This is a genomic window from Streptomyces sp. CA-111067 (genome assembly GCF_050956065.1).
Taxonomy (GTDB): domain Bacteria; phylum Actinomycetota; class Actinomycetes; order Streptomycetales; family Streptomycetaceae; genus Actinacidiphila.
The window spans coordinates 4,914,027-4,937,000 of the sequence record NZ_CP192103.1; the positions used below are offsets into that span (position 1 = coordinate 4,914,027).

26 protein-coding genes, 1 tRNA gene and 1 pseudogene are annotated in these 22,974 nt (G+C 67.9%); 19 read left to right on the forward strand and 9 right to left on the reverse strand.

What is annotated here, in order from left to right; genetic code table 11:
- Nucleotides 1-4: 4 nt before the first annotated feature.
- From yhhB to ACQPW6_RS21440, 3 genes and pseudogenes are all read right to left on the reverse strand, one after another.
- Nucleotides 5-1,126: a cyclophane-forming radical SAM/SPASM peptide maturase YhhB gene (gene yhhB / locus ACQPW6_RS21430; protein WP_433894612.1), complete on the reverse strand. Its 1,122-nt coding sequence runs from the start codon at nucleotides 1,124-1,126 to the stop codon at nucleotides 5-7.
- 9 nt (nucleotides 1,127-1,135) lie between these two features.
- Nucleotides 1,136-1,300: a YhhA family cyclophane-containing RiPP gene (gene yhhA / locus ACQPW6_RS21435; RefSeq protein ID WP_433891281.1), complete on the reverse strand. Its 165-nt coding sequence runs from the start codon at nucleotides 1,298-1,300 to the stop codon at nucleotides 1,136-1,138.
- Between the two features lie 819 nt (nucleotides 1,301-2,119).
- Nucleotides 2,120-3,302 (reverse strand): annotated as a pseudogene (locus ACQPW6_RS21440) (IS701 family transposase).
- Between the two features lie 397 nt (nucleotides 3,303-3,699).
- Here ACQPW6_RS21440 and ACQPW6_RS21445 point away from each other — a divergent pair.
- The 3 genes from ACQPW6_RS21445 to ACQPW6_RS21455 all read left to right on the forward strand — a co-directional run bounded on the left by ACQPW6_RS21445 (nucleotide 3,700) and on the right by ACQPW6_RS21455 (nucleotide 7,671).
- On the forward strand, nucleotides 3,700-4,536 hold the full coding sequence (locus ACQPW6_RS21445; RefSeq protein WP_433891282.1) for a VWA domain-containing protein: 837 nt from the start codon (nucleotides 3,700-3,702) through the stop codon (nucleotides 4,534-4,536).
- Nucleotides 4,537-4,559: 23 nt separating this feature from the next.
- Complete coding sequence (locus tag ACQPW6_RS21450) at nucleotides 4,560-5,429, forward strand: hypothetical protein (protein ID WP_433891283.1); 870 nt, start codon at nucleotides 4,560-4,562, stop codon at nucleotides 5,427-5,429.
- An 88-nt stretch (nucleotides 5,430-5,517) separates the two neighbouring features.
- Nucleotides 5,518-7,671 (forward strand): hypothetical protein, encoded by a 2,154-nt coding sequence (locus ACQPW6_RS21455; RefSeq protein ID WP_433891284.1) that lies wholly within the window; start codon nucleotides 5,518-5,520, stop codon nucleotides 7,669-7,671.
- A 6-nt stretch (nucleotides 7,672-7,677) separates the two neighbouring features.
- Here the strand turns inward: ACQPW6_RS21455 and ACQPW6_RS21460 are convergent, their stop codons facing one another.
- Together ACQPW6_RS21460 and ACQPW6_RS21465 are read right to left on the reverse strand one after the other, a co-directional pair.
- Entirely contained in the window at nucleotides 7,678-8,235 is a 558-nt protein-coding gene (locus ACQPW6_RS21460; protein ID WP_433891285.1) for a restriction endonuclease, read from the reverse strand.
- Nucleotides 8,236-8,603: 368 nt separating this feature from the next.
- Complete coding sequence (locus tag ACQPW6_RS21465; protein ID WP_433891286.1) at nucleotides 8,604-9,143, reverse strand: hypothetical protein; 540 nt, start codon at nucleotides 9,141-9,143, stop codon at nucleotides 8,604-8,606.
- A gap of 172 nt (nucleotides 9,144-9,315) precedes the next feature.
- Between ACQPW6_RS21465 and ACQPW6_RS21470 the strand changes: the two genes are divergently transcribed.
- On the forward strand, nucleotides 9,316-10,113 hold the full coding sequence (locus ACQPW6_RS21470; RefSeq protein WP_433891287.1) for a hypothetical protein: 798 nt from the start codon (nucleotides 9,316-9,318) through the stop codon (nucleotides 10,111-10,113).
- A 1,499-nt stretch (nucleotides 10,114-11,612) separates the two neighbouring features.
- Here the strand turns inward: ACQPW6_RS21470 and ACQPW6_RS21475 are convergent.
- Together ACQPW6_RS21475 and ACQPW6_RS21480 are read right to left on the reverse strand one after the other, a co-directional pair.
- On the reverse strand, nucleotides 11,613-12,125 hold the full coding sequence (locus ACQPW6_RS21475; RefSeq protein WP_433891288.1) for an N-acetyltransferase family protein: 513 nt from the start codon (nucleotides 12,123-12,125) through the stop codon (nucleotides 11,613-11,615).
- Between the two features lie 15 nt (nucleotides 12,126-12,140).
- Nucleotides 12,141-12,917 (reverse strand): GntR family transcriptional regulator, encoded by a 777-nt coding sequence (locus ACQPW6_RS21480; RefSeq protein WP_433891289.1) that lies wholly within the window; start codon nucleotides 12,915-12,917, stop codon nucleotides 12,141-12,143.
- A 157-nt stretch (nucleotides 12,918-13,074) separates the two neighbouring features.
- Between ACQPW6_RS21480 and ACQPW6_RS21485 the strand changes: the two genes are divergently transcribed.
- The 14 genes from ACQPW6_RS21485 (at nucleotide 13,075) to ACQPW6_RS21550 (ending at nucleotide 20,749) form a co-directional block, all read left to right on the forward strand.
- On the forward strand, nucleotides 13,075-13,431 hold the full coding sequence (locus tag ACQPW6_RS21485) for a hypothetical protein (RefSeq protein ID WP_433891290.1): 357 nt from the start codon (nucleotides 13,075-13,077) through the stop codon (nucleotides 13,429-13,431).
- Between the two features lie 6 nt (nucleotides 13,432-13,437).
- The gene (locus ACQPW6_RS21490) at nucleotides 13,438-14,790 is read left to right on the forward strand and encodes an FtsK/SpoIIIE domain-containing protein (RefSeq protein ID WP_433891291.1); all 1,353 of its coding nucleotides are present in this window, start codon (nucleotides 13,438-13,440) and stop codon (nucleotides 14,788-14,790) included.
- Between the two features lie 93 nt (nucleotides 14,791-14,883).
- A complete protein-coding gene (locus ACQPW6_RS21495; protein WP_433891292.1) occupies nucleotides 14,884-15,084 on the forward strand; it encodes a hypothetical protein in 201 nt (66 codons plus the stop codon).
- Nucleotides 15,085-15,090: 6 nt separating this feature from the next.
- Nucleotides 15,091-15,276, forward strand: a complete 186-nt coding sequence (locus ACQPW6_RS21500; protein WP_433891293.1) for a hypothetical protein — start codon at nucleotides 15,091-15,093, stop codon at nucleotides 15,274-15,276.
- An 85-nt stretch (nucleotides 15,277-15,361) separates the two neighbouring features.
- On the forward strand, nucleotides 15,362-16,024 hold the full coding sequence (locus tag ACQPW6_RS21505) for a DUF2637 domain-containing protein (RefSeq protein ID WP_433891294.1): 663 nt from the start codon (nucleotides 15,362-15,364) through the stop codon (nucleotides 16,022-16,024).
- 18 nt (nucleotides 16,025-16,042) lie between these two features.
- Entirely contained in the window at nucleotides 16,043-16,231 is a 189-nt protein-coding gene (locus ACQPW6_RS21510; protein ID WP_433891295.1) for a mobile element transfer protein, read from the forward strand.
- Nucleotides 16,232-16,249: 18 nt separating this feature from the next.
- On the forward strand, nucleotides 16,250-16,582 hold the full coding sequence (locus ACQPW6_RS21515) for a SpdD protein (protein ID WP_433891296.1): 333 nt from the start codon (nucleotides 16,250-16,252) through the stop codon (nucleotides 16,580-16,582).
- A gap of 5 nt (nucleotides 16,583-16,587) precedes the next feature.
- Nucleotides 16,588-16,827, forward strand: coding sequence for a hypothetical protein (locus ACQPW6_RS21520; protein ID WP_433891297.1), 240 nt, complete (start codon nucleotides 16,588-16,590; stop codon nucleotides 16,825-16,827).
- A 93-nt stretch (nucleotides 16,828-16,920) separates the two neighbouring features.
- Nucleotides 16,921-17,106 carry a hypothetical protein gene (locus ACQPW6_RS21525; RefSeq protein WP_433891298.1) on the forward strand — a complete coding sequence of 62 codons (186 nt, stop codon included), beginning with the start codon at nucleotides 16,921-16,923 and terminating at the stop codon, nucleotides 17,104-17,106.
- Complete coding sequence (locus tag ACQPW6_RS21530; RefSeq protein ID WP_433894803.1) at nucleotides 17,103-17,285, forward strand: hypothetical protein; 183 nt, start codon at nucleotides 17,103-17,105, stop codon at nucleotides 17,283-17,285. Before ACQPW6_RS21525 ends, ACQPW6_RS21530 begins: the two co-directional genes overlap by 4 nt.
- Nucleotides 17,286-17,347: 62 nt before the next feature.
- Nucleotides 17,348-17,992, forward strand: coding sequence for a DNA methylase (locus ACQPW6_RS21535; protein WP_433894613.1), 645 nt, complete (start codon nucleotides 17,348-17,350; stop codon nucleotides 17,990-17,992).
- Complete coding sequence (gene repSA, locus ACQPW6_RS21540; protein WP_433891299.1) at nucleotides 17,986-19,377, forward strand: replication initiator protein RepSA; 1,392 nt, start codon at nucleotides 17,986-17,988, stop codon at nucleotides 19,375-19,377. Before ACQPW6_RS21535 ends, repSA begins: the two co-directional genes overlap by 7 nt.
- 2 nt (nucleotides 19,378-19,379) lie before the next feature.
- Nucleotides 19,380-19,586, forward strand: coding sequence for an excisionase family DNA-binding protein (locus ACQPW6_RS21545; RefSeq protein WP_433891300.1), 207 nt, complete (start codon nucleotides 19,380-19,382; stop codon nucleotides 19,584-19,586).
- A complete protein-coding gene (locus tag ACQPW6_RS21550; RefSeq protein WP_433891301.1) occupies nucleotides 19,586-20,749 on the forward strand; it encodes a tyrosine-type recombinase/integrase in 1,164 nt (387 codons plus the stop codon). The genes ACQPW6_RS21545 and ACQPW6_RS21550 overlap by 1 nt, the downstream gene beginning before the upstream one ends.
- Before the next feature lie 51 nt (nucleotides 20,750-20,800).
- Here the strand turns inward: ACQPW6_RS21550 and ACQPW6_RS21555 are convergent.
- Nucleotides 20,801-20,874, reverse strand: a tRNA-Gly gene (locus tag ACQPW6_RS21555).
- Between the two features lie 327 nt (nucleotides 20,875-21,201).
- On the opposite strand from ACQPW6_RS21555, the gene dcd reads away from it, so the two are divergent.
- Nucleotides 21,202-21,777, forward strand: a complete 576-nt coding sequence (gene dcd, locus ACQPW6_RS21560; RefSeq protein WP_433891302.1) for a dCTP deaminase — start codon at nucleotides 21,202-21,204, stop codon at nucleotides 21,775-21,777.
- 32 nt (nucleotides 21,778-21,809) lie between these two features.
- On the opposite strand, the gene ACQPW6_RS21565 is transcribed toward dcd, so the two are convergent.
- Entirely contained in the window at nucleotides 21,810-22,829 is a 1,020-nt protein-coding gene (locus tag ACQPW6_RS21565) for a Yip1 family protein (RefSeq protein ID WP_433891303.1), read from the reverse strand.
- Nucleotides 22,830-22,974: the final 145 nt, after the last annotated feature.

Below are 22,974 nucleotides of genomic sequence, written 5' to 3' on the forward strand. Positions count from 1 at the left end.
TCATTTACTTGGCGGCGATGGAGAGACGGCCTCTGACCGCCGAGATCAGTGTGAGCTGGTCGCTGCAGAAGATGGTCGGGTTGGAGTAGCCATTCTTGGTAGACCAGCGATGAGCAGGCATTCCTCCGCCGCATACCGCCAGTTCGGGGCAGGTTGCGCACGCCGGGGACGTCGGATACTGGAGGGCGAAGTACTCGTCAAATTCTGGGCCGGTGAGCTGGTTAAGGAGATCCCGATTGATGATTGAACGCTCAAGTTGAAAGCGATCAGCGCCGGGGTAAGCTACCTTCAGTGTATCGTTGCGAGTTATGCGACCGTCGGTGTCAATTACAAGAATGCCGTACTCCTCTTGCCCGACACCCTCCTTGCGACCTCGGCCGCCAAGGATGAGACGGATGAGATCATCGAGTACGCGGATTCGGGGCGGGGTCAGGTCCGCGAGGTAGTGGTCGAGTAGGCGCACCATCCAGTCGCCGTATTCGGTCGAGTCCGTCTGACTCTTTCCTGGAGGGAGGACCTCGTGGTTTCCGTCTCGATAGAGGAAGTCGAATGATGGCGCGCCGGTGGCCTTCAGGAATTCATACACGTTGACAGGGTCTGACGTCGGATCGACAACCGCGAGCAATCCACTGAACAGTCGGTCTCGCGCCGGGTGTGCGACGAGTCGAGCAACGCCGGCCACCACGCGCTCGTGTGAACCGTCACCGTGTCGGTCCCGACGATTTTGGTCATGTATCTCGGCCGGACCATCCAGGCTGATCGAGATTCCCACGTCGTAGCGATCGAAGACGTCAATGAACTCGTCTGTTAACAGAACGCCATTGGTCTGGATGTGTAGACCGGCATCTTCACGCAGACCCGACTTGAGACCTTCGACGAAACGTTCAGTTGCGCCGATGCCGAGTAGGAGCGGCTCGCCCCCGTGCAGTACTACGCTCAGCGGGTGCGTCTGCGACTGACTTAGCCCGCCCAACTGATCAATGACAGCACTCATCACCGCATCTGTCATACGGCGAGGCTGGCTCTTCCATCCATCGTCACCGAGGTTGTAGACGTAGCAGTAGTTGCAGTCCAGGTTGCACCGACTAGCCGTCTTGATCAGTACGGTATCAATCTGCCGATTCAGGACTGACCTCTAACGGTTGTGGCGATTATGGGTCCGGTTGTAATTGGCGGTCGCCACTGGTTCGCTCGTCCGGACCTCCTCGATCAAACGCTGTAGGGCGACGCTGTTCATCTCCAACGATGGGGCCACAGGTGCTGGGGCTGCCACGTCGTCGGCCGATTCAACCTTGCTCATAAGGGATTTCCCTTCGAGTGATCAGCGTTGATCAAGATCTCACAAACCCTCGTTTGTGAGCCAAAGTGTGCAAAGACACTGCTCTACGATCCGCATCTTGGATGATAGACCGTTCGCCAGCACTTGTCGTGTGAGAGCGACCAATCTGGGTGCGGTGGGACGAGTGTGACAGTCTGTGAAACCAGAGGCTGGCGCGCTACGGGCAGCGGTTGCGGGAGCACCCTTGCTTGTCAGGGGTTACTGGTCCTCTGGCGAGCCGGAGATGACCCGGCACGATATTGCGTGGTCGCCCTGAGCCAGTGAGCTATTCCGTCCTGACCAGATGGACGGGGTACTGGGGTGATGGGCGGTGTTCGAACGTCAAGAGTGTCCTGGTAGGCGGGTTCACGACCAAGATCGCCTGTCGCACCGGGAGCCTCCCGTGCTCGTCTACTCGTCTGGCATCGATGTGTCCACGTTGAACTGCGCTACGTGTCGGGTTTCTGCGGACCGGTCCCAAGGAAGATCGAACACGGTGGCCGCCTGAACGTAGGCCGCCTTGCACTGACGCTTGTCGAGGCGATGCATGCCGTCACAACTGGCTGCTTTCACCTCCCGGCCGGACCACTGCCCTTCTCCGGGCTGACCGGGCTGCTCGTAGCTGACAGGTCGACTAGTACTGCAACGGTCTTTGTCGTGACGGGTGGGCAGGTGTTGGTGGGGTGTGGCCTCGTCGTTTGTAGTGGCTGGTGCGGGCTTGGTGTTGTCGTCTTCGGCGTCAGGTCGACCAGTGCAGGACGTGCTCGGCGGGTGCGGGCCGGCGGTTGATGAGGCGGTGGATCAGGCGTCTGATCTCGGCGAGGCTGAGGTGGATGAGCTGGGAGGATCCGTTTCTGCTTTCCCGGCATCCAGCTGGCGGGCGCAGGACGGTCAGGCAGGCGTGGGCTGCCATCGCCAAGGTGGTGTGGCGGTGCCAGCCGTCGTAGCGGCGGACTTGGTAGTCGTCCAGGCCGCATTCGCCCTTGGCGGTCTGGAAGCACTCCTCGACCGCCCAGCGGCTGCCCGCGACGCGGATCAGCTCGTCCAGCGTGGTGCCGGCGGGGCAGTAGGCGATGTAGTAGGAGATCTCCTGCGGCCGGGCGATGCTGCGCCGCGCGATCACCCAGTGCTGTCGGTCGGGCCGGTGCCATGGGCGGACTTCGACCCGGGCCCAGTCGTAGACGCGGGGCCCGTGGACGCCGGTCCCGCACGAGCGGCGCTGCCACTTCTGCCTCGTCAGGCCGGGGAACAGCTCCTGGACAGGGTGGTCGATGGCGTGGTGGGTGACGACGGTGTCGTGCCGGGTGGTGGCCATGACGTGGAAGACATCCGCCTGTTCCAGTTCGAAGCGCCAGCCCTTGCTGTAGCCGTAGCCGGCGTCCGCAGTCACCCACCGGAACGGGATCTTGTCGGTGATCGCGCGGCGGACCATGGCTTTGGCGATGGCGATCTTCGTGGCGAAGCCGACCTCGTCGCCGATGCCCGAGTCCCGGCACCGCTGCCGGTCGTCGGTCCATGACGTGGGCAGATACAGACGGCGGTCGATCAGTGTGCGGCCGAGCGGGGCGGCGTAGGCGAGGAAGACACCGACCTGACAGTTCTCGGTGCGGCCCGCCGTGCCGGAGTACTGCCGCTGCACCCCGGCCGACCGGATGCCCTTCTTCAAGAACCCGGTGTCGTCCACGATCAGCACCGCACCGGGGTCACCGAGGTGCTCCAGGACGTAGTCACGCACATCGTCCAGGACGTCGTCAGCGTCCCACTCGATCCGGTTCAGCAAGCGGTGGATCCGGTCCGGCCCGGTATGGCCGGCCTCCTCCGCCAGCGTCCAGCCGTTCTTCCGCTCCAGCGGCGCTATCAGCCCTCGCATATAGGCAAGCGCCGACTCCCGCGGCTCCGACCTGTTGAACCGGTGCACGAAACGCTCGTGCACCGCACTCAACTCACCAGCCCACGAACTGACCTCAGCAAGAACCCCACCCACGACAACCCCAACGACCGACCTGCCCACCCGTCACGACAAAGACCGTTGCAGTACTAGAGCGGATTGGCCGTGTGGAAGAAGAACAGCTCTCCGGTGAGGCCGACACGAGCGCAGTCGCGGACTCACCACAGAGCATCACTCTGATCCCCGTGCCCTCAGGTCAGCGGTAGCGGCCTACCTGTGGCCGTGTCACCACCGGTGCCGCTTCCGTCCATCCCAGACGTGTTAGCCGACTGGACGACGACAGTCCTCCGCCTCCGATGATCATGGCGCAATCCACAGTGAACCCCCACCAGGTACGTCGGGACCGGCTAGCATCGGTCCCCACAAGGGGGGCCTGTCCAGCGTGGCGTGAGCACCCGTCGGCGTACCCGAAGTAGAAGCTCAGGTCTCCGTTATGTCGTACTCCGCAGAGATCAGCCGCACCAATCCGGGATGTTTCATTTTCCTGGTCGACCAGTCGACCTCCATGAGCGACGCGATCGGCGGTGAGAGCGCCCAAAAGAAGGCAGATGTCGTTGCGGACGCGATCAACCGGCTGTTGACCGAAGTCTCGGTCAAGTGCGCGAAGGAGGAAGGCGTCAGGGACTACTTCCACGTCGCCGTCGTCGGTTACGGGCATTCGGTCGGTTCCGCGTTCGGAGGCGCGCTGGCCGGCCGCGACCTCGTCCCGCTGAGCGAGGTGGCTAACAATCCGGCTCGGGTCGAGAACCGGTCGAAGAAGATCCCGGATGGCGCCGGCGGGTTGGTGGAGACCAGTATCAGCTTCCCGGTGTGGATGGATCCGGTGGCCCAGGGCGGCACCCCGATGACCCGTGCGCTGGGATACGCGGGTTCCTTGGTGGCCCGGTGGATCGAGGAGCACCCCGGCGGGTTCCCGCCGATTGTGCTGAACCTCACCGACGGCGAGTCGACCGACGGCGATCCGACGAGCGCGGCGATATCCATTGCGTCGCACGCGACAGCGGACGGCACGGTGCTCCTGTTCAATCTGCACGTCTCCGCCGGCGGTGGTTCTCCGGTCACATTCCCCGACACTGAGGCTGGTCTCCCCGACACGTATGCACAGACGCTCTTCGGGATGTCCAGCGTCCTGCCGAGCCACATGCGTTCCTATGCGGCCTCGCAGGGTCACCGCGTCTCGGAGAGCACCCGTGGCTTCGTCTACAACGCTGACATCACCTCGGTCGTGGAGTTCCTGGACATCGGGACCCGAGCCACCGAACTGCGGTGACGGGGTTGGCGCCCAGACTCTTCGTGAACCGGCTCCTGGTTCCGAAGCAGGGAAGTTCTGACCTCGAATGCGAGGACGCGATCGAGGTGCGCCCGAGTCTGGACGCCGACGACGCCGTGGACACAGCACTCTGCGCCGCCGTCGCCGACGGTGCGTCGGAGAGCATGCTGGCCTCGCGGTGGGCCAGATCGCTGGTGAGCGAGACGGCAGATGTGGGTTTCTTGTACCCGGAGATATTCGACGAACGCCACCCGCTGTCATCTGAGTTGGTGCGCCGAGCCGTCGAGCCGTGGGACGATCGGATCAAGGACTACAGCGCCCGCCGGGAGGCCGACGGGCGTCCCTTGCAGTGGTACGAGCAGCCGGGACTTGAGAAGGGCGCCTACGCGACACTCGTCGCCGTGCGCGTCCAACCGCCGTCACCCGCGACTCTGGACGAGCCGCAACTTGTGGCGCAGGGCGGTGCCTGGACCTACACGGCTGTCGCGCTCGGGGACAGCTGTCTGTTCCACGTCTCCGGTGACGAGGCCACGTCCTTCCCCCTCACCGGGTCGGCGGAGTTCGGGCTCAATCCACAACTCCTCGGCAGCCGAAACCACGACGTCGACCTCATCGCGGACCGCCTGTCGTACGCCCGCGGCTGCTTGCGTGCGGGAGACGAACTCCTGCTGGCGACCGACGCCCTGGCCGCATGGTTCCTCCGGGGCTGCGAGAACCGGTCCCGTCCGTGGCTTGAACTCCAAACAGCGACCGCGGAAGGGCAGTCGACGTTCGCGGCATGGATTCGTGAGCGACGCGAGAACGGGTCGATGCGCAATGACGATGTCGCCCTGGTGCAGATCGTCGTCCGGGACGAAGGGCCCGGTGATGCCGATGGCCGCGACGGCGAGTGATCCGAATGGGCGAACTGGCCCAGGAGTAGGGAGCATCCGCAGGTTCCCCACTGGCGGGGAGTACGTAGAGGCACTGCAGAACACCGCTGTGTGCTTCAGGGAACCCGAGCTCAAAAGTGGCACGGTCGGCCGCGATCCCGTGCTCGGCCCCAAGCCCATCTCCGGGAACTTCGCCAGCGTCTTCTCGGTCACCTCGCGCTCGGGGCACCGCTACGCCGTCAAGTGCTTCACCCAGGACGTCGCCGCCCAGGAGTCGCGCTACGACGCGATCAGCCGCCATCTGGCCGCACTGGACCGCGCGGCGCTGTCCCAGCCATGGAACATCGGCTTCGAGTATCAGCCACAGGGCGTCCTGGTCGCCGGTCAGTGGTATCCCCTGCTCAAGATGGAGTGGGCGGAGGGGAACAGCCTGATCCGCTGGATCGAGGACCACCGTGCCGACCCTGCTGCGCTCGGTGCACTCGCGGACCGCTTTGCCGCGCTGACCGCGGACCTGGCCGCCACGGGAGTCGCCCACGGAGATCTTCAGCACGGCAACCTCCTCGTCGCCCGGGACGGCACCTTCCGGCTCGTCGACTACGACGGCATGTTCGTCCCCGCCCTGGCGGGTTACCGGGCCACAGAGATGGGTCACCGCAACTACCAGTCGCCGCAGCGTTCGGACACCGACTTCGGTCCCGGCCTGGACCGGTTCTCGGCGTGGGTCATCTACGTCTCGTTGGCCGCTCTGTCCGCCGATCCAATGCTGTGGGACCAACTCCACGAATCTGGAGGCGAGTTCCTGCTCCTGACGGAAGACGACTTCCGGGCGCCGGCCGCGTCGTTCCGCTTTGGGACGCTGCTGAGCCATCCCGATCCGCGGCTGCGCGACCTGGCCGGCCGTATGAGGGACCTATCCGCGCAGCCGTTGTCTGAACTTCCTACTCTGCCGCCAGGCATGTTCTCCGGGCCTGCGGCTCCGCCCCGGGCGCGCCCGTCCGTGCACTCCGGCTCGATTCCGCATCCTTCGGCCCCGTCCAACTCCGGCTCGTACCCCTCGTGGCTGACCGGTCATCTGCCCTCGACCGTCCCTGCGCCGCCGACCGCCTCCGTCTCCGTATCCGCGTCTTCTGGGGCATCGGCATCGGCGGGTTCGGGCTTTCAGCGCCGCAGGAGGGCTGATGTCGTCCTCGCCTGCTGCATGACGTTGTTGGTCCTCGCTCCGACGCTGCTCACGGTAAGCTCCCTCCTCGCTGCCTCGGCCTACCCCACCGCGCAAGGGGGAGCGATGCTTGCCGCCTTCGGAGCGGGCGGTGCAAGCCGCCGCACACGGTCCGAGGTACGGGCACTACGCCTGCTTCGACGCGATCTGCGCCGTCGCTCCCAGACGATCGGGCACCCGGAGAAGGCGCTGGCGAGTCTCGACCAGGAAGCCCAGGCACTCGACCGGCACATCCAGGACCGGGAGGCGAAAGGCTCCGCTCGCATTCGACAACTGCAGGCCGAGCAGAACGACGAAGGCGCGCGCGTCACCATCACGCTGAACCAGCGGCTCGCCGCCATCGACGGTGAACTCGCTGCGCTGCCCCGCCGGGAGCAGGAGCGACGTGACAGGGCACTCGCGCCGCTTCAGCGGAGCCACATCCAGGACCAGCTCCGGCGCACTCCCATCGGCGAGACCGCGAAGCTCTCGAATCTTGGTGCCGGGACGACCAGCGCGCTCATCGGCGCGGGTATCAGGACCGCCGCTGACTTCACCGCGGTCCACTACGTCACGGGCGGCGGGTACGGCAATGTGACTGCCATGTTCGTCCTGGCGAACGGCCGCCAGGTCAAAGTCCCGAGCATCGGCGAGAAGCGCGCCCGAACACTGGAGAGTTGGCGCAAGGATATCGAGAACCGGGCGCGTCGGTCCGCGCCGGTCAAGCTCTCGCCCGCCGAGCTAAACAGTCTGGCAGCACAGACCGCAGCCGAGCGCAGCCGCCTCCACAGCGAACGCAAGAGGGCCCAGACGGATGCCCAGACACATCGGGACCGCTTGCGGACGCGCATCACCACCGAACAGCGTGCCGTCATGGACGCTCAGCAGGCGGCCCGTGCCGACGACGCGCGCGCCAGGGCCGAGATGAGTCAGCGACGCGCCCAACTCGCCCTGCTGCGGGACGACCGCGCCGCTGTCGACGCCGCACTGACCCTCGCGCGCCGGACCGGGCGTGGCCTCTCTCTCCGCCGTTACCTGTTGTTCCTCGTCACCGGTCGATGACGTTCCTCAGTGCCAGGGTGCAGGACCGGTCCGAGAAGTCCAACCGGCCAGGGCGTCGGCGTCGAAAAGTCGTATGCCGACGCGTACCGCGTAGTCGCGCGCCGGCCGTGTGAAGCGGCTCGTGGTGACGATTGCGGCCAGGTGGCCGCCGTGTGCGTGCTGGTAGGTACCGTTCACCTTCTGTACGTCACCGCTGCCGACCGTGGAGTTCGGGCCGTACCGCTTCGCCTGGAGGACAAGACGTCGGCCGTCGGGAACGGTCGCGATGACATCCGCGCCCAGGTCTCCTGAGCCGCCCACGACTCGGACGTCCCGGCATCCGTCCCGCTGGCACAGGAACGCCAGAGCGTGCTCGAACTCTTTTGGCGACATGTTCTGGTAAGCCTCCACGTGCTGGGCTCGGGCGGCCCACACCGCGCGGGCCTCGGTCCGCCTCCTGACGCTTCGCACCACCGTGGCTACGACGGCGCCGAGGAGGCCGAGGATCATCAGCACTCCGAGGACCGGATGAGCGGCGAGAAGGCTGACCAGCACGATCACCCCGATCGCCGCACCACTGACCACGATCCATCGGTCGGCCCGTGCGACAGAACGGCGTAAAGCCGGGTTCCCACGTTGTGCGCCACGCCGCCGCACCACTGCCAAGCTGATCCCCCCAAAGATGTTGTACTACGAGCAGATTGTGCCCGATTTCTCCTTCCGACGCGCCAACTGCGGGAATTCGGTCGTACAGGGTGGCCTGATCGGGGCTATTCGTTCGGAGGGCCGGGCGCCTCTTGAGCACCGACGTTCCCTCGCGGCGCGAGCAGTTCCAGCGTCTCTTCCCACTGGAACCAGTCGGCGTCCCTACCAGACCCCGGCGGATGTGGCTCGTACTCGCTGGGTCGGCATGCCGAACCCGAGCGCCAGCCGGCGCGGCCGGAGGGTGAAGGTCAGTCGTCAGTGCCGAGCGCTTGGCGCGCGGCTGCCTGGAATTCCCTGTCAGGCGACCGCTTTGCCTCAGCAGCCACTTTGAACCGGCGGGCGAATGAGTCGAGGCGTCCGTGGCCCTCGCAACGGGCAGCGTCATGCCAGGCCATTCCGATCATGTCCCAGTCGTACATGCTCTGCCGAAGGACGTCAGCGCGATCGGCGACGGAGCGTGGACCCACGATCGCCACGGCCGCGACGGAAGCGCTGAATCGTGTCCAGGCATCGTGTGCGGTGATGAAACCGGCTTGCCAGTGCTCTGGGGTGCTCCCGGCTGCCCACAGCAAGTCGGACATCTTCCACCAGGCCGCGGAGAGCTGTTTCGTACTGGCGACGCAGTCGTTGTAGGCCTGTCGCCGGACGTCGTCGCGCCACCGTTCACGCTCCGCATCGCGCTGCCGGTCCTGATGGCGACCCTGTCCCAGCATCGTGAGCCAGCCGCCGCCGAGTCCTCCTAACGCACCGATCGCGGCTCCGGCGATGGCTGCCGTACTTGCGTCCATGGCGACTTCTCCAACGTGGCGAGGCTGGCTGCGATTCTGCCTGAGCCGGCCCAGGGAGCGCGGGTGTTCTTCTGGCACGGCTCTTGAGAGCGGGCCGACAGCCTGACTTCAACCCTCGTCTAAGGAAGGTCCGACTCCGGCTGTGCCAGACGCTGATGGGACACTGCGGCATGTGACTCTCGCCAACCTCACTCTCGACCAGTGGCGGTCAATTGACCCCTCGACCGTCCGCGGAATCGCGATGGAGGCGGCTGACCTGGCCGAGGGCCGCGTAGCTGGCATCGACGTCGTAGAGCATCTCGGTGCCCCGCTGCACCGTGTCCGGATCGAGCGGAACGCGACGGAGTTCGCCCTGATACCGGGTGGCACCGTGACACTCGGATTTGATCTCGATGCCTGGGAGCCGACGCCGGAGCAAGCCGCCGACTACGCCGAGAGCCTGGCGCAGGGCTTCGGATACGGCCCAGACCTGCGGGCCCACCTCGCGCAGCTGCTCAGCCCGCGCCGGACGGTCACTTTGGCCACGGTGCTCATGGCGGTGGAGGACGAGAATCTGACCGCACCGCCCGCCGCAATGCCGGCCGTGCTCGCAGCCCGCGGTCTGCGGATGCCGAGCGCCGACGAGTGGGAGCACGCGTGTGGGGCCGGCGCGGACACGCTGTTTCGCTGGGGCAGCGACTGCCCTCTCGACCGGATCCCCTACGAGGACGGCGACGGCCCGCAACACCGACTGAACTCCCTGAGCCTGCACATCGCCTACGACACCTACCGCACGGAACTGACGAGCGATGTCACCGCGGCGCACGGCGGGGACGGCGGCGAGTCCGCGTGCGGCGGCTACGGCAACCTGCTGGGATGGCTCCCCCTGGCCACCGCCAATCGCAACCCGTTCATGGCCGAGTTCGTCCACGGCCCGGACGGTGCAGGTCTCTACGAGGACTTCTCCACCCGGCCGGTCCTACCGCTCTGAACTTCCGGCAGGCAGTTCTCCGCAAGTCTGCGACTGCTGTCCGAGGTTCACCGGTCGGCATGACGTGGGCGGCGTACTCAAGGCAAGAGCTTCCCATTGGCTTCTGGCGGCCAGAAAGCCGACGCTCTCCTGGGGACGGGTGCGCCGATTGACCGCCAGATGTGGTGCCGAACTGGTGCGGGTTCTTCAATTGGTCTGGGCAGCACGAAAGCCCCAGGTTCATAACCCGGGGCTTCTTTATGGAGCGGATGACGGGAATCGAACCCGCGCTCTGAGCTTGGGAATCACCAGTCGAAAAGACTTCGAAATGGCCTCTGATCTGCTGTTATACCCCGATGGGGATAGCAAGCTGCGACACCGCTGGCCACCGACTTTCCCCGTGGTTCCCCACCGTATCGGGCATGGATCGGGCACGTGTGCGGCGACCGGCGAGCTAGCGCGACCCCACTTTGGTGTGGGCTCTGGTAGGCCATCAAGGGGAGAGGGCCAGTCTGCAAGCGACATGGGCCATTTCCAGACTCTCCTTCGACTCATCCTGGCAAGCGTAAAGGACGCCTCTTACGATATCGTCACCCAGTTGAACGGGGTCTGCGCGGAGTAGTTCTCGTTGCCATTCACTACTTGCGCGCCAAATCTCGTAGCCAGCCTCAATGACAGAATCCGGACCTTCAAGTGCGGCAACGATGCGGGCTGCTTCAAATAAGCCGAAAGCCTCCCGCGCTAGAGCGACCTGCTCGGACCAATCGCTGTCCCCGTAAGTCCGACGGAGGACACCGCGCGTCATCTCATCAAATCTTCGGTGCGTTGCAAGAGCCGCTGATAAGAACGCCACATAGGCGTCACGACGGGTCTGCCGCCGCCACTGCTGATTCTGCCCACGACCCGCCACTGCGGCTGCCATTACCGCACCACCTGCACCAACTGCTGCTCCTACTACAGCAGCGACTGCTCCTACCAGAGCCACTCCCCCTGCGTCCATCCCAGCAATTATGCCTCCTGTGTTCCGACCGATCAGCGCAGGGCGTCACGTTTCTAGACGCGGTGACGCATACATGTCGGCGTGATCTAGCAACAACCGCTGCCACCTCTTCTTTCTCCCATCCCGTCTGCCGTCGGCCCGCACTCCTGTGGAGCGGGCGTGGTTCAGGGCGTCAAGGTGGAGCGCGCCACTGTACGAACGACCTTGACGCCCTGGGCCGCGACTGCTCGGCTTGCCCGGGTCGATGGCAGGTGGGATGGGAGCCCCGCGCACACCACGATGAACCCGCGGACGCCAGCGAGTTGGGTCCATCCTGGAAGCCGGAGCGCCCCCGCCGGAGGCATGTCGTGACCGTGTGGTGGGCTGGCGTGGTTCGCACCCATCGACCCTGAGCCTTGGCGTGCGGCCGGCGGCCGGGCCACCGCCCGGCGGAGACAGGGGCGGCGGCCCGAGCCGCCGGGCCGCGCCTGCCGCGCGTGCGCGGCGGGTGCCTTGATGAGGTAGAGAAACCTGTAACAGCTCAGGCGGCGGGCCAGATGTAGCACGCTGCGGGGATGTGCTCGCCGGCTCCGAAGTGGTGCTCTACTTCGCCGATGCGCTGCCACTCAAGGCGTTCGTACAGGCGGATGGCGGCGGTGTCCTTCGTCATCACGTCCAGTACGAGCCGGATGGAGCCCTGTCGGGCGTAGTCCATAGCCGCGCGCATTAGCCGTTCGCCAGCAGCGTGCTTGCGTGCTTCGCGGACGACGAACAGTCGGGCCAGTACGCCGATACGCTCCTCAGCTTCCCCGCTCTTCTCCCGCCACAGGTCTACGGCCCCCTCACCCTGCGGGCGCATCACCCCCACGTGGCCGACGATCTTCCCCGCTTCCTCCGCCACCCATGCGCCGAGAACTGCCGGCGGACGAAGCCACGCTTCGGGATTGCCGACGCCTTCAACGGGATAGCCGTCCGTCGCGTGTACCTCGGTCAACGCTGCGGCTGCACCGGGAACATCGGCATCGGTGATCGGTCGTACGACGATGCTGGTCATGGGGCCTCCACAGGGTCACTGTTCGACAGGGAGTTCGTAGAGCAAGCCTGTTAGGTCGGCACGGTGGACGTACCGCGTGACCTCGAACGGTTCGCCGTTCTGGTCAAGGCTGGTGTGCAGCACGTCCAGCACAGGTACTCCCGGAAGCAGGTCGAGAATGCCGGCCTCCTCGGGAGTGGGCATCCGGGCGCTGATCTCGTCGCGCACCCGGGTCATTACGTGGCCGAGCTCCTCAAGGCGTCCGTATATCCCGTTCGGGCCGGACTTCTTCTCCATCAGCAGCGTCCCCCGGGCCTCCTCCCACCGCAGGTAAGTGGAGACGATCTGCACCGGCTCTTCGTCGGCGAAGTAGTGGTTCTCCCGGTGGACCACGCTCGCGTCGTCGGCCGAGACCTGGAGCCGTTCGGCGATGTCCGCTGGCGGTACTTCGCGAGCGATGCTCGGCACTTCGATCCGTGGCGTCTTCCCCTGGCGCTTCGTCTCCAGGCGGAACGGCGTGAGGCCGGTCTCCCGATTCTTGATCGAGTAACGATCGCTGCCGAATCGGAACAGCCGTTGCGGCTCTCGTACGAACACGCCCTTGCCTTGCTTGGCGGTCACCAAGCCCTGTTCGGCGAGGATGCGGATCGCTTCCCGGGCCGTGTTGCGCGCCGCGCCGTACTCCTCCGCCAGGGCCCGTTCGGACGGGAGCTTGTCGCCGGCCGCCAGCTCTCCGCGCGCGATTCGTGCACGAAGTTCTTCGGCGATACGGCGGCTCGGTGGCTGCTGCGGAGTAGGGGCGGATGGGGTCATGACCAGCAGCATACAGGTGGCTCAAGCCAGTGCCTTGACTCGCGTCGCCCCGTGTGCTCAACTGGCTTAAGCCAGTAAGTGGCTCAAGCCAGTTGGAAGCGGCGTCCTACCGCCAAGCAAGCCGCCGCTTCCTCCCTCGTACAAGGGAGTTGCCATCATGGCATCGTTCAAGATCGACCTTTCGACGGCCACGGTGTTCGTGGCCACCCCGCCCGTGCCGAAGTTGGTCAGCAAGCAGACCGGCGAGATCGCGATCGACCGCGAGACGAAGGCGCCGTTGAGGACGGTGGGTCTGCTGGTCTCGGACGAGGGACAGGGTGACCTGTTCCAGGTGACGATCCCGGAGACCGGTATCGACGCGACGCTGACGCCGGGTACGCCGGTGACGGTGATCGGGCTGCGGGCGCGGGACTGGGAGAACGAGTTCAACGGGCAGAAGCGGCACGGGATCAGCTTCCGTGCGGTCGCGGTTACGGCGTTGATGCCGGCGGCGGCCTCGAACGGCAGGGGCTGACCTGCGATGGTGACGGTCCTCGTGCTGACCGGTACCGGGATCGCGGCTGTGCTGATTCTGCGCCGGGTCCGTCCTGACCTGTATTGGGTGCTGGTCGGCGGCCCGGCGGCTCGCATCCGGGTCGGCTGGTCGTACGGGTCGGTGATGGACGCGTGCGGGCTGAGCGTGCCTCCGTCGCGGGCCCGTATCGCGGTCGCCCGTGCGTTGCGGCGGGAGATGCCGGCCAACCGTCCGCCCAAGCTGCTGCGGCTGCGGGTGACCCGCACGGGCCTGGTGGCCCGGATCCGGCTCCGGCCGGGTCAGGACGCGTTCGACGTGATCACCGCCGCTGACCGGCTGCGGCACTCCTGGCGCCTGCACCAGGTGTCGGTCAAGGAGATCCGCTCGGGCCTGTTGGAGCTGTCGATGACCGGCTACGACGTGCTGGACCGGGTGCATCTGCCGGCCAGGACCGAACGGACTGCGCTGCGGGTTCCCGTCGCGATGCGCGAGGACGGCACGGTGCATTACCGGGACTTCCGGAAGGTGCCACACAGTCTGGTGCTGGGCGCGACGGACTCGGGGAAGTCGGTGTATCAGCGCGGGCTGGTCAAGGAGTTGGCGCGTCAGCGGGTCGCGCTGGTGGGGATCGACTGCAAGCAGGGCGTGGAACTGTCCCCGCTGGCCCGCCGGTTGACCGCGCTGGCCGACAACCCCGACGCTGCCGCCGATCTCCTGGACGCGCTGGTGGTGGAGATGATCGAGCGGTTCCAGCTCATCCGGACCGCTCAGCGCATCAGCTCCGACACCCCGGATGCGGAGATCACTAGCGACATCTGGGGCCTGCCGGAAGCGGATCGGCCGGTGCCGATCGTGGTCCTGGTCGATGAGGTCGCCGAGCTGCTGCTCGTGGCGGGCTCGTCGCAGAAGAAGCGGCGGGAGCGGATCATCACCGCGCTGATCCGGCTCGGGCAGCTCGCCCGGTCTGCCGGCATCTACCTCGAAGTGTGCGGGCAGCGCTTCGGCTCCGAGCTGGGCGACGGCGTGACCATGCTCCGCGCACAGCTCACGGGCCGGGTCTGCCACCGGGTCAACGATGAAGCCTCCGCGAAGATGGCCTTCGGCGACATCGCCCCTGAGGCACTGGGCTCGGTGCTGACGATCGCCCCTGACCAGCCGGGCACCGCCGTGGCGGCCGACACCTCCGGCGGCTGGGCCCGCGTCCGGACCCCGCACACCTCGCTGCGTGACGCGGTAGCCGCCTGCAACCGGCACGCCGACCTCACACCCGACGTGGCATCCCTTGCCGACTTCCGGCCCGTGCTGCCCGCGATCCCCACGCCCGGCACCCCGGGCAAGCCGGTGCCCGCCACCGCCTGACCCCACCCCGCTCCATCGGTCGGCGCGACCACCCCCGCGCCAGGTCCCTACCCGCCCCATGCCCGGACGGGCCCGCATTGAAGGAGAAAGCTTATGTTCCGACGAGGCAAGACAGACGATCACGCCCGTAGCCAGCGGCTCTACGAATCCGCCCAGGACCTCTACGACTCCTCCGACGACCCCGACGAGTTCTCGTACAGGGTCCTCGGCTCGATGAAGGCCCAACTGCGCCGCGAGGCCAACCGGGACGACTACCCGCCCAAGGGCCACCGCTACCCCCGCAAGGCCCGGTGACCGGCCATGGCCGCCCGTAAGACCGCCGCCCGCCGCCCGGCCAAGCCCGCCGAACCGGTCCAGCCGCCGCCCTGCACGGTCTGCGAGGGCACCGGACTGGTCGCCGTGACCGTTCGGGTCGGACGCCGGCACCGCCCCGTGGGTCAGCAGGAAGGCATGTGCCTGTCCTGCCTCGGCACCGGCGAAGCCTGACGTCCCGTCAACCGCTCCCGGGGCCGTACTGCCACCGCGAAGGCCCGGCCCCGGGCCCTGATCCCCAGAAAGGAGGTGGACCCTCATGGCCCGCTCGCTGCGTCTCGATCCGATCCTGATTCAGGCCGTGATCGCCGGTTCGCTGTCCTTCGCGCATCTCCACGACATCGCCGACGCTGCCGGGCAAGCCGGTTGGAAAGCCTGGGCCTACCCGATCAGCGTTGACCTGCTCCTGGTCGCGGCCTGGCGCCGCATGCGCACCCTTCGCGCCACTGACCGCCCGGCCCGCGCCGCGTGGACCTGGTTCGTGATCGCCCTGGCCGCGTCGCTGGGGGCGAACGTGGCCACCGCCGGGCTCCTCGACCTGCACCACGTGCCCGCGACCCTGCGGGTGCTGGTCGCCGGCTGGCCCGCCCTGGCCTTCCTCGGCGGCACCCTGCTGGCCCACAGCTCGCCGGCTGATGTGCCCGCCCCGGCGACCGCCGAGCCGCTGCCCGACTCGCCGGCCGATCCGGCACCGCCGGTCACCCTCGACCGCACACCCGCCGCCCCAGCCCCTGCTGCTGCTCCGGAGCTGCCGCCGGCCCCGACCGCACCCTCCGTACCTGCCGCGCTGGTCGTGCACGCCCGGAAGATCGCCGACGCCCACCAGGCCGCGACCGGCCACCCGATCGACACCGCCACCCTCCGCACCCGCCTCGGCGTACCGCCGGCCTTGGCCGACGCCATCGCCGACCAACTCGCCTGACCCGAAAGGAGTACCGCTATGGCCCGCTTCGAGCGCTTCCGCAACGTCACCAGGATCGGCCCCGTCCAGGTCGGCGACCACCGCGACCGCCACGGCCGTAACGCCAGCGTCGCCACCTGCACCGCCCCCCGCTGCGGCTGGTCCAACGACTACGCCAGCCGCTCGGCCGCCGAACTCGCCGCCCGCACCCACACCTGCACCACCTGACCTGAAAGGACACCGCTGATGTTCAAGCCCAAGTACCCGCCGAACTACACCTACACCGCTCCCGTCACCGCCTACACCACCCCGGCCGCACCGCCGGCCGACCAGCCGGGCACCGCCCCGGCACCGGTCCAGCCGACCGCCCCGGTTCCCGCCCCGCAGACCACCCGGCCGGTGGTGCAGCTCACCCCCGGCAGCACCGCCATGCTCATCGCCGGCGGCACCGCCGTGGTGCTGGTCGTCGGCGTCGTCCTGGTCTCCATGCTGCTGGCCGTCGCCATCACCGCCGTGTCCATCGCGGTCGTCGCCGTAGTCCTGCGCTCGCTGCTGACCGACACCCGCAAGGGCCGGTGATTGTCATGGGCCTGTTCAGCCGCAAGACCGACTCCACGCCGGCCAACCCGGCCATGGCCGAGCTCGGCCGGGAGTTCGCCAACGCCAAACGGCACGGCGACCGCAAGACCGTGCGCCGTATCGCCCGCGAGTTCGACCGGACCGCGACCGGTGACAGCGACGCGGCCTCGTTCCAGCAGGGCCAGGACGTCTACAACTCGATCCCGCCCGCCTACTCCACCCGGCGCAACCGCCGCCGCTCGTAACGGCCCCCGGGGCGGCCTCAACCGCCAAGTATCCGCCGCCCCGGGCGCCTGCCCCATTCCTGATCCAACGGACCCGAAACGGAACTCACCATCATGCCCAAGCACACCCCTGCCCCGGGACGAATCTGCGGCCACTGCGACGGCTTCGCCACCGCCGCGATCACCACCGGTGGCCGCAACCCCGACGGCACCCGCCGCACGATCCGGGCCAACTGCCCCGCCTGCAAGGGCACCGGCACCGCCCCCGCCCGCCGGGTCCTGACCACCACCGGCCGGTGACCGCCATGGCCTTCCTGAACTGGCGCGACGCCAAGCACTACGACCACACCGGCGACAAGCCGTGCGTGCTCTGCGACAAGCCCACTCCGCTGCGCTCTGACAGGGGCAAGCCCGTGCACAAGGTGTGCGCGGAGAACTGGCTCGACACCCACCCGCAGAAGGGCGGTGAGGGCCGGTGATCGCCACCGCCCCGAACGGGCTACGGGTGCTGGACCTGTTCTGCTGCGCCGGCGGTGCCGCGATGGGCTACCACCGCGCCGGCTTCGCCGTGGACGGCGTGGACATCGTCCCCCGGCATCGCTACCCCTTCCCGATCGTCCAGGCCGACGCCCTGGAACACCTCACGCGCCTGATCGCCACCGGCGAGATCCAGCGGTACGCCCTCATTCACAACTCGCCGCCCTGCCAGGCCGGCTGCGCCCTGACGGTGGGCACCAACGCCGCACGCGGCTGGGGTGGTGACCACCCGCAGCTCATCCCCGCACTGCGGACCCTGCTCGACGCCACCGGCCTGCCGTACGTGATCGAACAGCCCACCGGTAAGGCCCCGGTCCGCCGCGACCTGACCCTGTGCGGGGAGAGCTTCGGCCTGGGAGTGCTGCGACACCGCACCTTCGAACTGGGCCGCTGGTCCACCACCAAGCCGGCGCACCCCCGCCACCGGGGCTACGTGCGCGGTTACCGGCACGGCCAGTACCGCGACGGCCCGTACGTCGCCGCGTACGGCTCCGGCGGCGGCAAGGCCACCGTTCCCGAGATGCAGCACGCCATGGGCATCACCTGGACCGACGTGCGCGGCGAACTCACCGAAGCCATCCCGCCGGCCTTCACCCAATGGATCGGCCGCGCCTTCCTCACCGCCCGACAGGAGGTGATCGAGTGGTGACCACCGCCCTCCCGGCGGGCCTGGACCCGGTCGCCTGGCAGGACTTCCTGCGGGTGGCCGGGCAACCGGGCTTCGACCGCTGGAACGACCAAGTACGCCGCACCGGAGGCTGCTCCGACCCGATCCACCTGACCGGCTCCACCGCCACCATCGACCGGACCACCGGCCAGGTCCTGTACTCCTACGCCACCACCGCCGAGCCGGGCGGCCGGCTCCGGGTCGCCTGCGGCAACCGCCGCGCCTCGCGCTGCCCGGCCTGCGCCTGGACCTACGCCGGCGACACCTACCAGCTCATCCTGTCCGGCCTCACCGGCGGCAAAGGCGTCCCCGCAACGGTCACCGACCACCCCCGGGTCTTCGCCACCCTCACCGCACCCTCCTTCGGCCCCGTCCACAACCGCCCCGCCGCCGGCCGCTGCCGCTGCGGCACCGCACACGCCGACGAGGCCTCGGAGCTGGGCACGCCCCTCGACCCGGACACCTACGACTACGCCGGCGCGGTGCTGTGGAACAACCACGCTGGCGACCTGTGGCGCTACGTCACCATCTACCTCCCGCGCGAACTCGCTGCCCGCACTGGCATCACCCAACGCGAACTGCGCGAACGCCTCCGGGTCTCGTACGGCAAGGTGGCCGAGTTCCAGAAGCGCGGCGCGATCCACTTCCACGCCGTGATCCGCTTCGACGGACCCGACGGCCCCGACACCGCACCCCCGGCATGGGCGACCGCCAACCTCCTGGAAGACGCGCTCCGGGCCGCTGCCGCCCGCGCCACGGTGACCGTTCCCGCCGCCCATGACCAGCCGGCCCGGGTCCTGGGTTGGGGCACACAGCTCGACGTGCAGACCATCGGCGCCTTCGGACACGGCGAAGACCTCACCGAACAAGCCGTCGCCTCCTACGTCGCCAAGTACGCCACCAAAGCCGCCGAGACCACCGGCACCGTAGACCGCCGCATCGGCGAACTCGCCGAACTGGACAAGCTGCCCGACCTGCCCGCCCACACCCGCCGCCTCATCGCCGCCTGCTGGGAACTCGACGGGCTGTACCCGGACCGCCGGCTATGGGCCTGGGCACACATGCTCGGCTTCCGGGGCCACTTCTCCACCAAAGCCCGCCGCTACTCCACCACCCTCGGAGCGCTCCGCCAGGCACGCGCCGACTACCGCGCCGACCAGGAACGCCGGGACCTCGGCCTGCCCGACCTCGACGCCGACCCGGACGCGTCCACCCTCGTCATCGCGCACTGGGCCTACGCCGGCCACGGACACACACCCGGCGAATCCTGGCTCGCGCAGCAGATCCACCGCGACATCACCCGAGACCGCGACACCGCACGCCAAGCACGCGCCGAACTCCAAGACCAGGAAGGGGAGGACTGGTGAACATGGCCGATCGTCTGTTGAGCGTTGAGGAAGTGGCCGAACGGCTGGGGACCTCTGTGCGGTTCCCCCGGCGGCTGATCGAGGAACGGCGCATCACTTACGTCAAGGTCGGCAAGCACGTGCGCATCTCCGAATGTGTCCTGGCTGCCTACGTGACGGCGAACACGGTTGAGTCGCGCCGTGCTCGGCACCTGCGGGGGGTGGCGTGATGGCCAGGAAGAAGCGCTCGTTCGGACGCGTGCGGAAGCTGCCTTCGGGGCGGTACCAGGCTCGCTACCTCGGGCCTGACGGTATCGACCGGCCGGCGCCGAACACCTTCCGTACGAAGGCTGATGCGGATGACTGGCTGGCTGAGCGACAGGGGGAGGTCCGAAACGGGACCTGGCGGGATCCTGACGCCGGGAAGATCCCGTTCGAGGGCTATGCACTGACGTGGGTGGCTGAGCGCGGTCTCGCAGCGACCACGGATGAGCTGTATCGGCGCCTGCTGCGGATTCACCTGTTGCCGACCTTCGGCGGGCTCGACCTGGATGAGATCACCGCGCCGTGTGTTCGGGCCTGGCGCGCTGAGCGGCTGTCCACGACGGGGGCCGCTACCACGGTGGCGAAGGCGTACCGGCTGTTGAAGGCCGTTTTGGAAACGGCGGTCGATGACGAGCTGATCCGTCGGAATCCCTGCCGGATCAAGGGCGCGGGCAAGGAGGTGGCGGAGGAACGGCCGATTGCCACGGTGGCGCAGGTCGATGCCCTCGCCGACGCGATGGGGCCGCGCTGGCGCCTGATGGTCTACATCGCTGCGTACGGGCCTGCCCGACCGGAGGAACAGGCGGCGATGCGCCGGCCGGACGTGGATTTGGACAGCCTCGGTGTGTGGATTCGTACGGCTGAACCGGAGTTGACCACTGGCCGGCGTGCCCCTGGGGCCACCAAGTCGCAGGCGGGCAAGCGGTTCGTCGTGCTGCCCGGCTTCATGGCGGTTGATCTGCAACGGCATCTCGACTGGTACGCGGAGAAAGCTCCGGATGGGCTGCTGTTCGTGGGGGAGCGGGGCAAGCCGTTTCGCCGTTCCACCTTCGGCCGTAAGTGGCGCAAGGCCCGAGCGCTGGTCGGCCTGCCGGACGACTTCCGGTTCTACGACCTGCGGCACACCGGGCACACGCTCTCGACGCGATCGGGCGCGACGCTCAAGGACACGATGGTGCGCGCCGGCCAGTCCTCGGAGAAGGCGGCCATGCGCTACCAGCACTCAGACACCGAGCGGCAAAAGGAGGTGGCAAAGGGGCTGGACGCTCGGGTTCGTGCCGACCGCAGGAAAGCGAAGGCCCGGCAGGCGGATTCGGCATCGGGCACGCAACGGGCACGGGACGCCTAAATTGGTCCAGACAACAAACAAGGCCCGGGTCGCTGACCTGGGCCTTTGTCGTGGAGCGGATGACGGGAATCGAACCCGCGCTCTGAGCTTGGGAAGCTCATGTTCTACCATTAAACTACATCCGCCGGGCGCCGCGTGGGGCGCTGGTCTGGTGACACTGTAGCGCATCCGGGGTGGGCGGGGTGGGGTGCGGGGTGTTGGTGGGTTGATCCCCTAGTGTGTGGATTTGTCGTCCACGGATGGTGGGGAAGGGACCTGATGGAGCGCACCGTTGTTCGTTGTGCCGAGGGGCACGTGTTCAGTACCGGATCGTTTCCGATGCAGCATCTCGGAGCTGATCGGCTCGGGCCCGGGCGGTTGTTGAGGTGTCCGGGGTGTGGGCGGTTGCGGCAGGCCGTGCCGGTGGAGGAGCGGGCGCCGGGGGAGCGGCGGTAGGAGGGTAACCTCTTGGCGTGCTTCTCTCTGACAAGGACATCCGGACCGAGATCGACAACGGGCGCGTGCGCGTGGACCCGTATGAGCCGTCGATGGTGCAGCCGTCGAGCATCGACGTACGGCTGGACCGGTACTTCCGGGTGTTCGAGAACCACCGCTATCCGCATATCGACCCGGCGGTCGAGCAGCCGGACCTGACCCGGCTGGTGGAGCAGGAGGGCGATGAGGCCTTCATCCTGCACCCCGGTGAGTTCGTGCTCGCTTCGACGTATGAGGTCATCACGCTGCCGGACGACATGGCGTCCCGGCTTGAGGGCAAGTCGAGCCTCGGGCGGCTCGGCTTGCTCACCCACTCCACAGCCGGCTTCATCGACCCCGGGTTCTCCGGGCATGTGACGCTCGAGCTGTCGAACGTGGCCACGCTGCCGATCAAGCTCTGGCCCGGCATGAAGATCGGGCAACTGTGCCTCTTCCGGCTGTCCTCACCCGCCGAATTCCCTTACGGGTCACAGCACTACGGCTCCCGTTACCAGGGGCAGCGCGGGCCGACGGCCTCCCGCTCGTACCTCAACTTTCACCGTACGCAGGTCTAGGGGCCGTCCCCCCGGCGGAGCCCGGGGCCCGCTCAGATCAGCGGCAGCTTGAACAGCATCAGCAGCGCCACCAGTTGGATCGACGCCGCGCCGAGCGCCTTGTGCCACGGCAGGTCGTGCGACTTGCCCACCATCGACGTCAGCAGCGCCGCGCAGCCCAACCAGGTGATCCAGCCGAGCAGTTGGACGAAGCTGTTGCCGCCGCCGAGGAACAGGGCGAAGAAGAGCCGGGGCGCGTCGGTCAGCGAGGTGATCAGCAGCGACAGGCCGATGGTGGGCGCCCACGCGCCGTCGCCGCCGAGCTGGCGGGCCAGGGTGTGGGTGACCGCGCCGAGGGTCAGGCCGCACAGGACGACGGCCACGCCGGTGGTGAGCACCCACGGGATGCTGGTTGACAGGGTCGCGTTCAGGATGTCGTGCCGGGCCGCGTTGAAGCCGAAGACGGCGAGCAGGCCGTAGACGAACGTGACCGTGAGGGCGGGGCCCCACATGGTGTGGTCGCGCATCTGCCAGAACGTACGGCCGGGGCGCAGCAGCACGCCGCTCAGCAGCTGCTTCCAGTGCAGGCGCGGGCCGGCCGGCGGGGTGGCGGACTGGCCGGCGCGGTAGGTGGCCACGTTGCCGGTGCCGTAGCCGTCGTCCTGGTAGGGCTGGTCGTAGGACGGGGCCGGGCCGTCGGGGTACGCCAGCGGGGCCGGCTCGCCGAGCGTGAACTGGCGGGTGCCGCCGGGGGAGTCGTCGTAACCGCCGCCGTGAGCGTCGTACCCGGCGCCGTGGGCGTTGTAGCCGGGCTGGGCCTCGTAACCGGCCGGCCCCTGGCCCTGCGGCGCCGCCCGCCCGTGCTCCCACTGCTGCCCGTACGGCTGCTGCCCGTGCGAGGGCTGCGAGGCATGCGGGGTCTGACCGTACGACCGCGGCTGCTGCCCGTACCCACCCTGGGGGCCGCCTTGGGGCCCGCGGCCGTGCGACTGCTGTCCACCGTGCGGCTGCTGCGGCGGGTAGCCGTTCGGCGCGCTCCGGTCCTGCTGTCGTCGGTTCCTGAATCCGGCCATGCCTTCGAACGTACCCGGTACGCCGCCGGGCCGGGCCTGGCGGTCGTCGGCGGCCGGTGCTTTGCGGCCAACCTGTGACACGCGTGACACGCCCGGTAGCGTGCCGCGTACACGGACACGGCGTCCGAACGGGTGGGAAGGGACG